We start from the raw sequence: 12,854 nt of genomic DNA, 5'->3' as shown, positions 1-12,854 counted from the left end.
CTAAATTCCCAGCCGGTCGCGCACCCGACCCGTGATCACGGCGGTCGTCACACCCACTGGCCAGAACGCATGCATCGGAATCGGCTTGATGCCCGTGATCGGCATGTCGATCTCGGCCTTGATGCCGCCGATCAGACGGCGCGCGAGTTGGGCGCCCATCGCGGTCGCGAGCGCAACGCCGCGGCCGTTGCAGCCGAGCGAGATCAGGACGCTCTCGGCCGGCTCATGTACATGAGGGTAGTGATCCCCAGTGATGGCGAGCCGGCTGTTCCAGCCGTGGGTCCAGGCAACGCCCTTGAGCTGCGGCCATAGTCTTTCCGCATAACGCATGAGATAGGCGACATCGTACGGCGACTTGATCCAGCGCATCGGGCCGCGGCCGCCCATCAGGAGACGATTGTCCTGATCGATGCGGTAATAGACCGTGATGTGGCCGCTCTCGTAGAGCACCGGACGGGTTGGCATGATCGAGCGTGCCACCGCATCGGAGAGCGGTGCGGTGGCGGCGATCGAGGAGAACACCGGCACGATGGTGCGGCGGAGCGCCGGCCAGAGATCCCCGGTGAAACCGTTGGTGGCGAGCAGCACCTTGTCGGCATGCACGATTGCCCGCGGCGTCTCGATGCGCCAGCGGCTGCCCTCGCGGCGCAGCGACAGCACCGGCGTCTCGCCATGCACCTTCGCGCCGGCCGAGATCGCGGCGCGCGCGAGGCCGCGGGCGTAGCTCAGGGGATGCAGATCGCCGCCGCGCGTATCCAGCATGGCGCCGATGTAGCGGTCGGTGCCAGTCATCGCGCGGAGTTGCTCGCGGTTGAGATACGACACCGGCATGCCGCGGCGGATGCATTGCTGCGCGGTTTTCTCGATGGCGGCGGCGCTCGCCTCGTTGTACGCCGCGCGAAGCGTGCCGTTCTGCCGGGCCTCGCACGGGATCTGGTAGCGGCGGATCAGATCATGGGTGAAGTCCGTGGTGCCGTAGGCAAACTCGATCATGCGGCGGCCGAGCTCAGGGCCGAAATCGGCCTCGATCTGATCGGGATCGTGCTTCAACCCGGGATTGGTGTGACCGCCATTGTTGCCGGACGCGCCCCAACCCGGCTCCTGCGCCTCCAGCACCAGAGCCTCGACGCCCTGCTCGGCCAGGTGCAGCGCGGTGGACAGGCCGGTGTAGCCGCCGCCGACGATCGCGACAGAGACATTCCTATCGACATCGAGCGGCGGCGTTGGCACCGGCGCGACCGCGGTGTCGGCATAGAGCGAGGGCGGCAAAGGCAGGCGCGACATGGCGAAAGACCGGTCAGAGCGGATGCAGCACGCGGCGGAGAAAATCCTGCGTGCGCGGATGCTGGGGTTGGTTGAGCAGCGCCTTGGCCGGCCCCTGCTCGACGATGACGCCGCCGTCGATGAACAGCACGCGGTCGGCAACATCGCGGGCAAAGCCCATCTCGTGGGTGACGACGACCATGGTCATGCCGTCGTCGGCGAGCTTGCGCATCACGCCGAGCACGTCGCCGACCAGTTCAGGGTCGAGCGCCGAGGTCGGCTCGTCGAACAGGATGGCCTTGGGCTGCATCGCGAGCGCCCGCGCGATCGCGACGCGCTGCTGCTGACCGCCGGAGAGCTGCGGCGGATGCGCGTCGGCCTTCTCGGCGAGGCCGACCTGGGCGAGCAGGGCGCGGCCGCGCTCCAGCGCCTGGGCCCACGGCTCCTTCTTCACGAACAGCGGTCCCTCGATCACGTTCTCAAGCGCGGTGCGATGCGGGAACAGGTTGAAGCGCTGGAACACCATCGAGACCTGGGTGCGGATGTTCACGATCGAGGGCGCATCGCGGTCGACCTTGAGGCCCTCGATGCTGATGTCGCCGCGATCGTAGCTTTCCAGCCCGTTGATGCAGCGCAGGATGGTGGACTTGCCGGAGCCGGAGGGGCCGACGATGCAGACCACCTCGCCCTTCTCGACGGAGGCCGTGATGCCCTTGAGCACCTCGACCTTGCCGAAGCTCTTGTGGACGTCGTTCAACTCGATCATCGCTTGCCGGCCCGCTTCTCGAAGTGACGGACCAGGAGGATCAGCGGAATGCTCATGGTGAGATACATCAGCGCCACCAGCGTGAACACGCTGGTGTTCTTGAAGGTCGAGGACGCGATCAGCTTGCCCTGCAGCGCGAGCTCCGCGACCGTGATGGTGGACGCCTGCGAGGAGTCCTTCAGCATCATGATCATGACGTTGCCGTAGGGCGGCAGCACGATGCGCACCGCCTGCGGCAGCACCACGCGGCGCATGGTGAGCCACCAGCCCATGCCGATCGACTGCGCCGCCTCGATCTGACCCTTGTCGATCGCCTCGATTCCGGCGCGGAAGTTTTCCGCCTGGTAGGCCGAATAGGCGATGCCGAGCCCCAGGATCGCGGCCTGCAAGGCCGACAGCGTGACGCCGAGTTCGGGCATCACGAAGTAGAGATAGAACAGCAGCACGATGATCGGGATGCCGCGGATCACGTTGATCAGGCTGGCGCTGAGCATCGACAGCGGCTTGATGCCGGAGACCCGCATCATCGCCCAGACGAGGCCAAGCACCGTCGAGAGCAGCAGCGAGCCGATCGTGACGAGGATCGTCAGCGCGACGCCGCTCATCAGGATCGGGAAGAACTCGGCGGCGTCGTGCCAGAAGCCTTTCATCGCGCAGCCTTCATCGATCCGTCGCTAGTGATCAGCACCGCTTGATCAGCCCTGGGCCTTCAGGCCCCATTTATCCAGGATCTTCTCGATGGTGCCGTTGGCCTTCAGCTTCGCCAGCGAAGCGTTGATCTTGCCGAGCAGCGCGGCTTCGCCCTTGCGGACACCGATGCCGACCGAGCCGACCGTGACCGGCTTGTAGCCGTCGACCAGCCGCACCTCGGGGAAACCGCCCTGCTTCAGATTGTAGGCGAGGATCGGATAATCGGCGTAGCCGGCCTTGAGGCGGCCGGTGTTCACGTCGCGCAGGATGTCGGGAATGGTGTCGTAGGCCTTCACCTCGGCGAACAGGCCGGTCTTCTTCAGCGCATCGACGAAGGCGGTGCCGACCTGGGCGCCCACCGTCGCGCCTTTCAGGTCGTCCTGCGTGGCGTAAGCCTTGGTGTCGGTCTTCGGCACCACGAGGCCCTCGCCATAGCTGTAGATCGGGTCGGAGAAATCGACGACCTCCTTGCGCGGCGGCGTGATGAACATCGCGGCGGCAATGATGTCGATCTTGCTCGAGGTCAGCGACGGGATCAGCGCCGAGAACTGCATCGGCTCGATCTGCACGTTGAAGCCGGCGTCCTTGCCGACCTCGGTGATGAGATCAACCATGATGCCCTGGATGGTGTTGGTCTTGGTGTCGAGGAAGGTGAAGGGAACGCCCGTCGGCGTCGAGCCGACCTTCAGCACCTGTTGCGCCGAAGCCGGCACGACGGTGGCAAGTGCGAGTGCCGCGATCGCGGCCAGACCAAAACGCTTCATCGCATCCCCCTTTGGACCCGGCCGGTGGCGGCGCTCGCGCATGTCGTGATCAGACGTTGCGGGCCGCGCCGTTTCGGCCTATTTTCACCAATATGAAAATTTGGTCACACTTTCGCTGATGATGCAAGCGGTTTTCATGCACATGAAGGAAGCGGTTTGACGTGAGCGGTGGCACAAGAATGCGCAAACCGGCCGCTAAGAAGCCGGCGAAGCGGGCGAAGTCCAAGGCCGTGACCAAACCGGCGGAGCCCGCGATGGACGTCGCGGTCGGCCGCCGCATCCGGGATCTCAGGCGCGTCCGGCAATTCTCGCTGGAGACGGTCGCGGCGCGCACCGAGCTGTCGATCGGCTTCCTCAGCCAGATCGAGCGCGGCCTGTCCTCGCCGTCGCTGCGCGTGCTGGCCACGCTCGCCGACGTGCTCGGCGTCGGCATCGCCGCATTGTTCGGCGCCAGCCCGAGCGCCGACGGCGCCTCCGACCAGGTGGTGACGCGCGGGCAGCAGCGCCCGGAGCTGAAGCTGTGGCGCACCGGCGTGTCGAAGCAGCTGCTCAGCCCGGCGAGCGCCGACAGCAAGCTCAACCTGTTCCTGGTGCATCTTGAGCCCGGCGGCTCCACCGGCGACGAGCTCTACACCCATGACGGCGAGGAAGCCGGGCTCGTGCTCGACGGCGAGATGCTGCTGACGGTCGATAGCGAGACCTGGTCGCTGAAGCGAGGGGACAGCTTTAGATTTGCCAGCCGACGACCGCACCGGTTCTCGAACCCGGCGCAGGATGCGAAGTCCGTCGTGCTATGGGTGAATTGCGTGACGGGAGCGGGGTAGTATCGCCAAATGCCGTCTGCTGGCATGATGTGAACGCATTCTTCAGGACGAAGGGCCCCGTCGATGGATGATCTTATCATCGCTGCGATCCGGCGTCGGTTGAAGACAAAGCCCACCGATCTGGGCCTACTTCCGCGCACAAGACTGATCCCCGCCAAGGAGGGCGATATTGCGTCCGATGAAGAGCATCTTCGTTTCCGGCTGCCACCCCTCTTAAAGCGAATGTATGCAGATGTTGGCAATGGAGGTTTTGGCCCGGGATACGGGTTGATCGGACTGACCAACGGCGTTCCCGACGATACCGGTAAGACCGCTATCGCGATCTACGATCTGTTTCGGAGCGATCCGGAGCTGGCTTGGCCGGACGGCCTTCTGCCGATCTGCCATTGGGGATGCGCCATCTACTCGTGCATCGATTGTTACGACCCGGATTTCCGGATGCGAATTTTCGATCCCAACGTTCACGATGGAGATGGTTGGACCGACGCGTTCTTCGCGGAATCACCCCGCTTCGAAGATTGGATCAGATCGTGGGCATCCGGCGTCAATCTGCGGGACGCCATGTACGGCGATTCCGGCCACATCACTCGGATTCTCTCCGCCCGTCGCGAGGGCCGTGAACAGACGGATTTCTGAGCGCGCCCCGTCATCCGAAGGCGCGCGTTGCGCACCTCAGGGTGACGGTGATGAAGTTGGAGCGCCACGCTTCCGCGCCGTCATTGCGAGCGCAGCGAAGCAATCCAGAGTCTTGCGGCGGATGCAGTCTGGATTGCTTCGTCGCAAGGGCTCCTCGCAATGACGAAGAGAGAGAGCGCCTTACCCGAACCGGTGCTTGTACCGCTCCACCGACAGCGCACTGACGTCGATGTCCGGCTTCTTGCCCGACAGCATGTCGGCGAGCACGCGGCCTGAGCCGCAGGACATGGTCCAGCCGAGCGTGCCGTGGCCGGTGTTGAGGTGGAGATTGGCGTAATGCGTCCGGCCGATCACGGGCGGGCCGTCCGGCGTCATCGGGCGCAGGCCGCTCCAGAATGTCGCCTTGGCGAGATCGCCGCCGCGCGGGAACAGGTCGGTCAGCGAATGATCCAGCGTGGCGCGGCGCGCATCGTAGAGCTTGTCCGAATAGCCGGAGATTTCCGCGGTGCCGCCGACGCGGATGCGATCGCCCAATCGCGTAATCGCGACCTTATAGCTTTCGTCCATCACGGTCGATTCCGGCGCGCCGGAGGCGTCCTTGATCGGCACCGTGATCGAATAGCCCTTCACCGGATAGACCGGCAGCGAGATGCCGAGCGGCGCTGCGAGCCGCGACGACCAGCTGCCGAGCGCAAGCACGTAGGCGTCGGCCTGCAACAGCCCGGCGCTGGTCGCAACGCCGCTGACGCGGGCACCCTCGGTGACGATGCGGTCGATCGAGGTGTTGAACAGGAAGCGCACGCCGAGCGCTTCGGCATGCTTGGCCAGCGCCTGCGTGAACATGTGGCAGTCGCCGGTCTCGTCCTGCGGCAGGCGCAGCCCGCCGACAAACTTCTCCTTGACGCCTGCCAGCGCCGGCTCGACCGCGATGCAGCCCTCGCGGCTCAGCACCTCGAACGGCACGCCATATTGCTTGAGCACGGCGATGTCCTCGGCGGTGCCATCGAGCTGCGCCTGGTAGCGGAACAGCTGCAGCGTGCCTTGCGCGCGCTCGTCATATTGAATGCCGATGTCGCGGCGCAGATCGCGCAAGGAATCGCGGCTGTATTCCGCGATCGGAATCATCCGGCTCTTGTTGACCGCGTAGCGCGCGCTGGTGCAGTTGCGCAGCATCTTGAGCAGCCAGACCCACATGACAGGATCGAGCTTCGGCCGGATCACCAGCGGACCGTGCTTCATCAACAGCCACTTGACCGCCTTCACCGGCACGCCGGGGCCGGCCCAGGGCGAGGAATAGCCGGGCGACACCTCGCCGGCATTGGCGAAGGAGGTCTCCAGCGCCGGCTCGGGCTGACGGTCGACGACCGTCACCTCGTGGCCGGCACGTGCGAGGTAGTAGGCAGAGGTGACACCGATGACACCGCTGCCGAGGATCAGAACTTTCACGCTTGGTCAAACTCCCGCGGCATCACTTTCGCCGCTGCAAGGACACAACTCGCTAGCGGCGAGAGCAATTATCAGGCCACCTTCTTGATGGCGTCGCCGAGGATCGAGACCATCTGGTCGATATGGCTCTTCTCGACGATGAGCGGCGGCGACATCGCGAACGAGTCGCCGCTCATGCGCAGGTAAAGGCCGGTGTTGAAGCAGTCGACCATGACGTCGTAGCCCCGTGCGCCGACGACACCGTCACGCGGCGCCAGCTCGACCGCGCCCATCAGGCCGCAATTGCGGATGTCGACGACGTTCGGCAGACCCTTGAGCGAATGCAGCGCATCGCGCCAGTATTCGGCGATCGAGGCACCGCGCGTCAGCAGCCCCTCGTCCTTGTAGATGTCGAGCGTCGCGATGCCGGCGGCGCAGGCGGTCGGATGCGCCGAATAGGTGTAGCCGTGGAACAGCTCCATCATGTTTTCCGGGCCGACCATCATGCCGTCGTGCACCTTGCGGCTCGCGAACACCGCGCCGCAGGGAATGGTGCCGTTGGTGATGCCCTTGGCCGTCGTCATCAGGTCCGGCGTGACGCCGAAGAAGTTGGCGGCGAACGGCGTGCCGAGGCGGCCGAAGCCGGTGATGACCTCGTCGAAGATCAAGAGGATGCCGTGCTTGTCGCAGATCTCGCGCAGGCGCTGCAGATAGCCCTTCGGCGGCGGCAGCACCGCGGTCGAGCCCGGCACCGGCTCGACGATGACGGCGGCGATGGTCTCGGCGCCATGCAGGGCGACCAGACGCTCGAGATCGTCGGCGAGCTCGGCGCCATGCTCCGGCTGGTCCTTGGCGAAGGCGTTGCGGGTGAGGTCGTGGGTATGGCGGATGTGGTCGACGCCCGGCAGCAGGGTTGTGAAGGCGCGGCGGTTGGCGACCATGCCGCCGACCGAAGTGCCGCCGAAGCCGACGCCGTGATAGCCGCGCTCGCGGCCGATCAGGCGGGTGCGGCTGGCCTGGCCGGTGGCGCGGTGATAGGCGAGCGCGATCTTCAGCGCGGTGTCGACCGACTCGGAGCCGGAATTGGTGAAGAAGACGCGGTCGAGGCCCTTAGGCGCGATCTCGGCGAGCCGCTCGGCGAAGTCGAAGGCCAGCGGATGGCCCATCTGGAACGACGGTGCGAAGTCCAGCGTCATCAGCTGGCGCTCGACCGCGGCGGCGATCTGCTTGCGGCCGTGGCCGGCATTGACGCACCAGAGGCCGGCGGAGCCGTCGATCACCTTGCGGCCGTCGACGGTGGTGTAGTGCATGCCCTCGGCCGAGGAGAACAGGCGCGGCGCCTTCTTGAACTGCCGGTTGGCCGTGAACGGCATCCAGAACGAGTCGGTCTTGATAGTGTTCGGAATCTGATGAAGGGTCACGGCCGCGCTCCTTTGCTGACTTCATAGCAGAGGCACGGCTTGGCATGCGCAACAAGTCCTTTTCTGGTGCGCCGCAAGCCATTGATTTGTCTGGGGCTACCGGTCCATATTTGCGCGATCCGCAACACTCGCAACAGGGACCTGGGCTCATGAGCGTCGACATCGGTGGACGGCTGCGATTCATCCGGGCACGCCACAAGCTGTCGCAGCGCGAGCTGGCCAAGCGTGCCGGGGTCACCAACTCGACGATCTCGCTGATCGAATCCAACCAGATGAACCCCTCGGTCGGCGCGCTCAAGCGCATCCTCGACGGCATCCCGATGGGACTCGCCGAGTTCTTCGCGCTGGAGCCGGAGTCCAGGCGCAAGATCTTCTACCGTGCCGAGGAGCTCACCGAGGTCGGCAAGAAACCGATCTCCTACCGTCAGATCGGCGACAATCTGTTCGGCCGCAACCTGCAGATCCTGAAAGAGCGCTACGAGCCCGGCAGCGACACCGGACGCGTCCACCTCGTCCACGAGGGCGAGGAAGGCGGCATCGTGATTTCGGGCAAGCTCGAAGTCACCGTCGAGGACGAGCGCCGCATTCTCAACCCGGGCGATGCCTATTATTTCGAGAGCCGCCGGCCGCACCGCTTCCGCTGCGTCGGCGGCAAGCCCTGCGAAGTGATCTCGGCCTGCACGCCGCCGACGTTCTGAGGCGCGATCGGCCGCATCCGGGAGGATACGGGGCCCCGCCTTTTCCGAAGCAGATTGAGCCAGCTCAATTTCCGGCGGCCAAACCGCCTCTATATTGAGAAACATAGCCGAGCAGCCTGGCGTAGAGGTGCTGAGGTTATGGCCCCGGACTCTTGGGCTCTCTTGGGCTCTCCGGGGCCGCTTCGTAGACGGAGCTCGCGCATGAAGACCATCCCCGTGAATGCCGAAGCCACACTCCATGATGTGCTGAGCGACGCCGACCAGCTGCACTCGCGAGAGCTGCGCGCGGCCCTCGAGAAATACATCGCGGCGCTACGAGTGCAGATCAAGACCCTCCGCAAGATGATGAACTGACAACCGGCGGAGCGAGGAGACCTCGCCTCCCTGCCGCCTCAGTGCGGCGTCAGCAGTTCCTCGATCCGGATCGGAAACTTGCGGACACGGACGCCGGTCGCATGCCAGACCGCGTTGGCGACCGCGCCGGCGCTGCCGGTGATGCCGATCTCGCCGACGCCCTTGATGCCGAGCGCGTTGACGTGCGGGTCGTGCTCCTCGACCGTGATGACGTCGAGTGGCGGCACGTCGGCATTCACGGGAACGTGGTACTCGCCGAGATTGGCATTCATGATGCGGCCGGTCCGGCGATCGGTAATCGCCTCCTCGTGCAGCGCGAACGACAGGCCCCAGATCATGCCGCCGAACAGCTGGCTCTGCACCATGCGCGGATTGACGATCCGCCCGGCGGCAAAGGCGCCGACCATGCGGCTGACGCGGACCTGACCGAGCTCGGGATCGACCTTCACCTCTGCGAACACCGCGCCGTGCGCGTGCATCGCGTATTCCTCCATCGCCGCCGGGTTCGGCGCACCGGTGCCGCGCGCTTCGACTTCGGCGAGGCCGGCACGCGCCAGGATCTCGGAATAGCTCTCGCCGCGGCTCTCGTCGTCGCGCCGGACCAGCCGGCCTTCGCGCGCGATCACGCCGGCATTGCCGGCGCCGAACAGCGGCGAGCGCTCGTCACCGGTCGCGAGCTCGGCGAGCTTGGCAATCACGGCCGCACCGGCGCTGTGGATCGCAGCACCGGCCGTCGCGGTGTGCGCCGATCCGCCGGCGATGCCGGCATCGGGCAGGTCGGACGTACCAGCCTTGAATTCGACGCGGTCGATGTCGAGGCCGAGCTGGTCGGCCGCGATCTGCGCCAGCGCGGTCCAGGCGCCCTGCCCCATGTCGTGCGCGCCGATCTCCATCACGCCCGAGCCGTCGCGCCGGATCGCCGCGCGCGCTTCCGCCTGGAACATCAGCGCCGGGAAGGTCGCCGTGCCCATGCCCCAGCCGACCAGGAGGCCGGCATCGTCACGCATCTGCCGTGGCTCCAGCGAACGCTTGGCCCAGCCGAAGCGCGCGGCGCCCTGCTCGTAACAGGCCAGCAGCGCCTTTGACGAAAACGGCCTGCCGCTGATCGGCTCGACCTCGGCGTAGTTCTTGAGGCGGAAGGCGAGCGGATCCATGCCGCAGGCCCAGGCCATCTCGTCGATCGCGCTCTCCAGCGCAATCGAGCCCGTCGCCTCGCCGGGCGCGCGCATGAACAGCGGCGTTCCCGTGTGGACACGTACGGCGTCATGCGAGGTGCGGATCGCGGGGGCCGCATAGAGCGTGTGCGAGGCATCGGCCGCGGGCTCGTAGAAATCGTCGAACGTGCTCGACACGGTCCGCGCATGGTGATCGAGCGCGGTCAGACGCCCCTCGCCGTCGGTGCCGAGGCGCAGGCGCTGACGCGTCGGCGCACGATGGCCGACCGGGCCGTACATCTGCTCACGGCGCAGCACCAGCTTGACCGGCTTGCCGACAAGCTTCGCCGCCATGATGCCGAGGGCCGACGGCCCGCCCATCAGCCCCTTCGAGCCGAAGCCGCCGCCGAGGAAGGGACTGCGGATATGGATCTTGTCGTGCGCGATGCCGAACAGTTCAGCAATGCGCGCCAGCGACAGCTTCAGGCCCTGGGTCGGCATGTCGACCGACAATCTGTCGCCATCCCAGCTTGCGACGATGCCGTGCGGCTCCATCGCGTTGTGGTATTGCGGCGGCGTCTCGTAAGTCGCCTCGATCCGCTTCTCGGCCGCGGCAAGGCCGGCCTCGACGTCGCCGCGGTGATTCTCGGTGGGATTGCCGACGCCGACGACCGGCGGCACGAAGCTCTTGCCGGCGTCAAGCCCCACCAGCGGAGGCAACGCCTCGTAGCGCGGCGCCAGCAACGCCGCGCCTTCCGTCGCCGCCTCCAGCGTCTCCGCGATCACGACCGCGATGGGCTGGTTGGCGTAGCGAACTTCGTTGCTCTGCAACGCCTCCATCCGGAACACGAACGGATTGGTCTTGATCTCCGGATCAATCGCCAGCTGCGGCTTGTGCTCCGGCGTCATGACGTCGACGACGCCGGGATGACGTTTGGCGGCGGCGACGTCCAGCGAGACCACGCGGCCGTGCGAGATGCCGGCGGCGGCGATCACCGCATAGAGCATGCCGGGCGGATGATTGTCGGCGGCATAGGTCGCCTGCCCCGTGACCTTGAGGACGCCGTCGCGGCGGGTCAGCGGCTGGCCGATGTTCGAACCGTGCCTGATATGGGCAGGCGCGCTGGTGAGGTTGAGCTCAGACATGAACGGCTCCGGACGTGGAGGCAAAGGGAGACGCCGGCAGCGCAGGGATGCGCGCGGGCGTACCGGCGGCGGCAAGTCGCAGCGCGCGCACGACGATGCGGCGCGCGAGCTCGATCTTGAAGGCATTGTCGCCGGACGGCTTCGCGTCGGTCAGCGCACGCGAGGCGGCCTGCTGGAAGACGTCTACCGTGGGCGCAACGCCCCTCAGCACCTCTTCCGCGGCGCGGGCCCGCCAGGGCTTGGCGGCAACGCCGCCGAGCGCAAGCCGGGCGTCCGCGATCTTGCCGTTCTCGATCCGCAACGCGGCGGCGGCGGAGACGACTGCAAAGGCATAGGACGTGCGCTCGCGGACCTTGAGGTAGCGCGCATGCGCCGCGAACGCGCGCGCCGCCGGCGGCAGGCGCACCGCGACGATGAGGTCACCGGGCTCGAGCACGGATTCGCGCGCCGGCGTGTCGCCGGGCAGCCGATGCAGCTCGTCGAGCGCGATCTCGCGACGGCCGCTCCTGCCCTCGATCTCGACCATGGCATCGAGCGCGACCAGCGGCACGCAGAAGTCGGACGGATGCGTGGCGATGCAGCTCTTGCTCCAGCCGAGCACGGCATGGCCGCGGTTCTCGCCCTCGCGGGCATCGCAGCCGCTGCCGGGCTCTCGCTTGTTGCAACGGCTGGCGGTGTCGTAGAAGTACGCGCAACGCGTCCGTTGCAACAGATTGCCGCCGACGGTCGCGGCATTGCGCAATTGCGCGGAAGCGCCGGAGAGCAGCGCTTCGGCGACGGCGGGATAGGACTTTGCAAAGGCCGGATCATGCGCGAGATCGGCATTGCTCACCAGCGCGCCGATGCGCAACGAGCCGTCGGGAAGCGTCTCGATGGCATCGAGCCCGTCGAGATGGGTGACGTCGACCAGGCGATCCGGACGGCTGACGCCGCCTTTCATCAGATCGAGCAGATTGGTGCCGGCGGCGAGATAGGCGGCGCCGGGCCGGGCTGCGGCGGCGACCGCCTCGGCGATCGTGGCGGGCCTGATGTACGCGAATGGTTTCATGCCGAGCGCCTCTGATTGGATTGGTCCATCTGTCCTTGCGCATCGAGCACGGCATCGACGATGCCGGCATAGGCGCCGCAGCGGCAGAGATTGCCGCTCATGCATTCGCGGATGCGCTCGGGATCGTTGCCGGCCTGCGCCTCCTTGATCATGCCGATCGCGCTCATGATCTGGCCCGGCGTGCAGAAGCCGCACTGGAAGCCGTCGTGGGCGATGAAAGCGGCCTGCACCGGATGCAGCTGGTCGCCGCGCGCGACGCCCTCGATGGTCAGGATGTCGGCGCCGTCATGACTGATGGCGAGCGCGAGACAGGAATTGATGCGCTTGCCGTCCACCAGAATGGTGCAGGCGCCGCACTGGCCGCGATCGCATCCCTTCTTGGTTCCGGTGAGATGGAGGCGCTCACGCAGGAGATCGAGCAGCGTGACGCGCGGATCGTCGAGGACGAAGTCGCGCCGCGCACCGTTCACGGTGAGGCTGATGGAGTGGTTCATACAAGGCTCCGATCAGATTTGGACATGAATCATCGCGCAGCGCGCCACCGCCGTGGCCGCCGTCGACATGCGCCGGCCGGACGGAAGCCGGCCGACAGCCCAACGAAGATACGGAGGCACCCTCCGTTTAACAAGGCCGGTGCGGAAATATTTGGAATTCGTCGAAAGCGC

The 12,854-nt window shown here is 66.3% G+C and carries 13 protein-coding genes; 4 read left to right on the top strand and 9 right to left on the bottom strand.

Annotated features, from left to right (window positions below; translation table 11 throughout):
- The 4 genes from K410_RS0109435 to K410_RS0109420 are packed head-to-tail and all read right to left on the bottom strand — an operon-like array spanning window position 1 to window position 3,483.
- Window positions 1-1,284, bottom strand: a complete 1,284-nt coding sequence (locus K410_RS0109435) for an NAD(P)/FAD-dependent oxidoreductase (protein WP_028134614.1) — start codon at window positions 1,282-1,284, stop codon at window positions 1-3.
- A 13-nt stretch (window positions 1,285-1,297) separates the two neighbouring features.
- Window positions 1,298-2,029 carry an amino acid ABC transporter ATP-binding protein gene (locus tag K410_RS0109430; protein WP_028134613.1) on the bottom strand — a complete coding sequence of 244 codons (732 nt, stop codon included), beginning with the start codon at window positions 2,027-2,029 and terminating at the stop codon, window positions 1,298-1,300.
- On the bottom strand, window positions 2,026-2,679 hold the full coding sequence (locus tag K410_RS0109425) for an amino acid ABC transporter permease (RefSeq protein ID WP_028134612.1): 654 nt from the start codon (window positions 2,677-2,679) through the stop codon (window positions 2,026-2,028). Before K410_RS0109425 ends, K410_RS0109430 begins: the two co-directional genes overlap by 4 nt.
- A gap of 45 nt (window positions 2,680-2,724) precedes the next feature.
- Window positions 2,725-3,483, bottom strand: a complete 759-nt coding sequence (locus K410_RS0109420) for an ABC transporter substrate-binding protein (protein WP_028134611.1) — start codon at window positions 3,481-3,483, stop codon at window positions 2,725-2,727.
- A gap of 179 nt (window positions 3,484-3,662) precedes the next feature.
- Here K410_RS0109420 and K410_RS0109415 point away from each other — a divergent pair, with 179 nt between their 5' ends.
- Window positions 3,663-4,307 carry a helix-turn-helix domain-containing protein gene (locus K410_RS0109415; RefSeq protein ID WP_049819980.1) on the top strand — a complete coding sequence of 215 codons (645 nt, stop codon included), beginning with the start codon at window positions 3,663-3,665 and terminating at the stop codon, window positions 4,305-4,307.
- Window positions 4,308-4,370: 63 nt separating this feature from the next.
- Window positions 4,371-4,943 carry an SMI1/KNR4 family protein gene (locus K410_RS0109410; RefSeq protein WP_028134609.1) on the top strand — a complete coding sequence of 191 codons (573 nt, stop codon included), beginning with the start codon at window positions 4,371-4,373 and terminating at the stop codon, window positions 4,941-4,943.
- Window positions 4,944-5,123: 180 nt separating this feature from the next.
- Here the strand turns inward: K410_RS0109410 and K410_RS0109405 are convergent, their stop codons facing one another.
- Window positions 5,124-6,389: a D-amino acid dehydrogenase gene (locus tag K410_RS0109405; protein ID WP_028134608.1), complete on the bottom strand. Its 1,266-nt coding sequence runs from the start codon at window positions 6,387-6,389 to the stop codon at window positions 5,124-5,126.
- A 71-nt stretch (window positions 6,390-6,460) separates the two neighbouring features.
- The gene (aptA, locus tag K410_RS0109400; protein ID WP_049819979.1) at window positions 6,461-7,789 is read right to left on the bottom strand and encodes an omega-aminotransferase AptA; all 1,329 of its coding nucleotides are present in this window, start codon (window positions 7,787-7,789) and stop codon (window positions 6,461-6,463) included.
- Between the two features lie 149 nt (window positions 7,790-7,938).
- On the opposite strand from aptA, the gene K410_RS0109395 reads away from it, so the two are divergent.
- Together K410_RS0109395 and K410_RS40310 are read left to right on the top strand one after the other, a co-directional pair.
- Window positions 7,939-8,487 carry a cupin domain-containing protein gene (locus tag K410_RS0109395; protein ID WP_028134606.1) on the top strand — a complete coding sequence of 183 codons (549 nt, stop codon included), beginning with the start codon at window positions 7,939-7,941 and terminating at the stop codon, window positions 8,485-8,487.
- A 201-nt stretch (window positions 8,488-8,688) separates the two neighbouring features.
- Window positions 8,689-8,841, top strand: coding sequence for a hypothetical protein (locus tag K410_RS40310; protein WP_196236004.1), 153 nt, complete (start codon window positions 8,689-8,691; stop codon window positions 8,839-8,841).
- Window positions 8,842-8,879: 38 nt separating this feature from the next.
- Here K410_RS40310 and K410_RS0109385 read toward each other — a convergent pair whose 3' ends face one another.
- Genes K410_RS0109385 through K410_RS0109375 form a run of 3 tightly spaced genes read right to left on the bottom strand, consistent with a single transcriptional unit; the run spans window position 8,880 to window position 12,683 of the window.
- The gene (locus K410_RS0109385) at window positions 8,880-11,141 is read right to left on the bottom strand and encodes a xanthine dehydrogenase family protein molybdopterin-binding subunit (protein ID WP_028134605.1); all 2,262 of its coding nucleotides are present in this window, start codon (window positions 11,139-11,141) and stop codon (window positions 8,880-8,882) included.
- A complete protein-coding gene (locus tag K410_RS0109380) occupies window positions 11,134-12,189 on the bottom strand; it encodes an FAD binding domain-containing protein (RefSeq protein ID WP_028134604.1) in 1,056 nt (351 codons plus the stop codon). The genes K410_RS0109385 and K410_RS0109380 overlap by 8 nt, the downstream gene beginning before the upstream one ends.
- Window positions 12,186-12,683: a (2Fe-2S)-binding protein gene (locus K410_RS0109375; protein ID WP_028134603.1), complete on the bottom strand. Its 498-nt coding sequence runs from the start codon at window positions 12,681-12,683 to the stop codon at window positions 12,186-12,188. Before K410_RS0109375 ends, K410_RS0109380 begins: the two co-directional genes overlap by 4 nt.
- Between the last annotated feature and the right edge of the window lie 171 nt (window positions 12,684-12,854).

This window comes from Bradyrhizobium sp. 22 (genome assembly GCF_000482425.1).
Lineage (GTDB): Bacteria > Pseudomonadota > Alphaproteobacteria > Rhizobiales > Xanthobacteraceae > Bradyrhizobium > Bradyrhizobium japonicum_B.
This window is presented reverse-complemented; position numbering and strand designations above follow the sequence as displayed.

What these genes read in the sequence shown, in the direction of transcription:
- K410_RS0109435 (WP_028134614.1), bottom strand. Translation starts at nt 1,284, where the DNA reads ATGTCGCGCCTGCCTTTGCCGCCCTCGCTCTATGCCGACACCGCGGTC.
- K410_RS0109430 (WP_028134613.1), bottom strand. Translation starts at nt 2,029, where the DNA reads ATGATCGAGTTGAACGACGTCCACAAGAGCTTCGGCAAGGTCGAGGTG.
- K410_RS0109425 (WP_028134612.1), bottom strand. Translation starts at nt 2,679, where the DNA reads ATGAAAGGCTTCTGGCACGACGCCGCCGAGTTCTTCCCGATCCTGATG.
- K410_RS0109420 (WP_028134611.1), bottom strand. Translation starts at nt 3,483, where the DNA reads ATGAAGCGTTTTGGTCTGGCCGCGATCGCGGCACTCGCACTTGCCACC.
- K410_RS0109415 (WP_049819980.1), top strand. Translation starts at nt 3,663, where the DNA reads ATGCGCAAACCGGCCGCTAAGAAGCCGGCGAAGCGGGCGAAGTCCAAG.
- K410_RS0109410 (WP_028134609.1), top strand. Translation starts at nt 4,371, where the DNA reads ATGGATGATCTTATCATCGCTGCGATCCGGCGTCGGTTGAAGACAAAG.
- K410_RS0109395 (WP_028134606.1), top strand. Translation starts at nt 7,939, where the DNA reads ATGAGCGTCGACATCGGTGGACGGCTGCGATTCATCCGGGCACGCCAC.
- K410_RS40310 (WP_196236004.1), top strand. Translation starts at nt 8,689, where the DNA reads ATGAAGACCATCCCCGTGAATGCCGAAGCCACACTCCATGATGTGCTG.
- K410_RS0109385 (WP_028134605.1), bottom strand. Translation starts at nt 11,141, where the DNA reads ATGTCTGAGCTCAACCTCACCAGCGCGCCTGCCCATATCAGGCACGGT.
- K410_RS0109380 (WP_028134604.1), bottom strand. Translation starts at nt 12,189, where the DNA reads ATGAAACCATTCGCGTACATCAGGCCCGCCACGATCGCCGAGGCGGTC.
- K410_RS0109375 (WP_028134603.1), bottom strand. Translation starts at nt 12,683, where the DNA reads ATGAACCACTCCATCAGCCTCACCGTGAACGGTGCGCGGCGCGACTTC.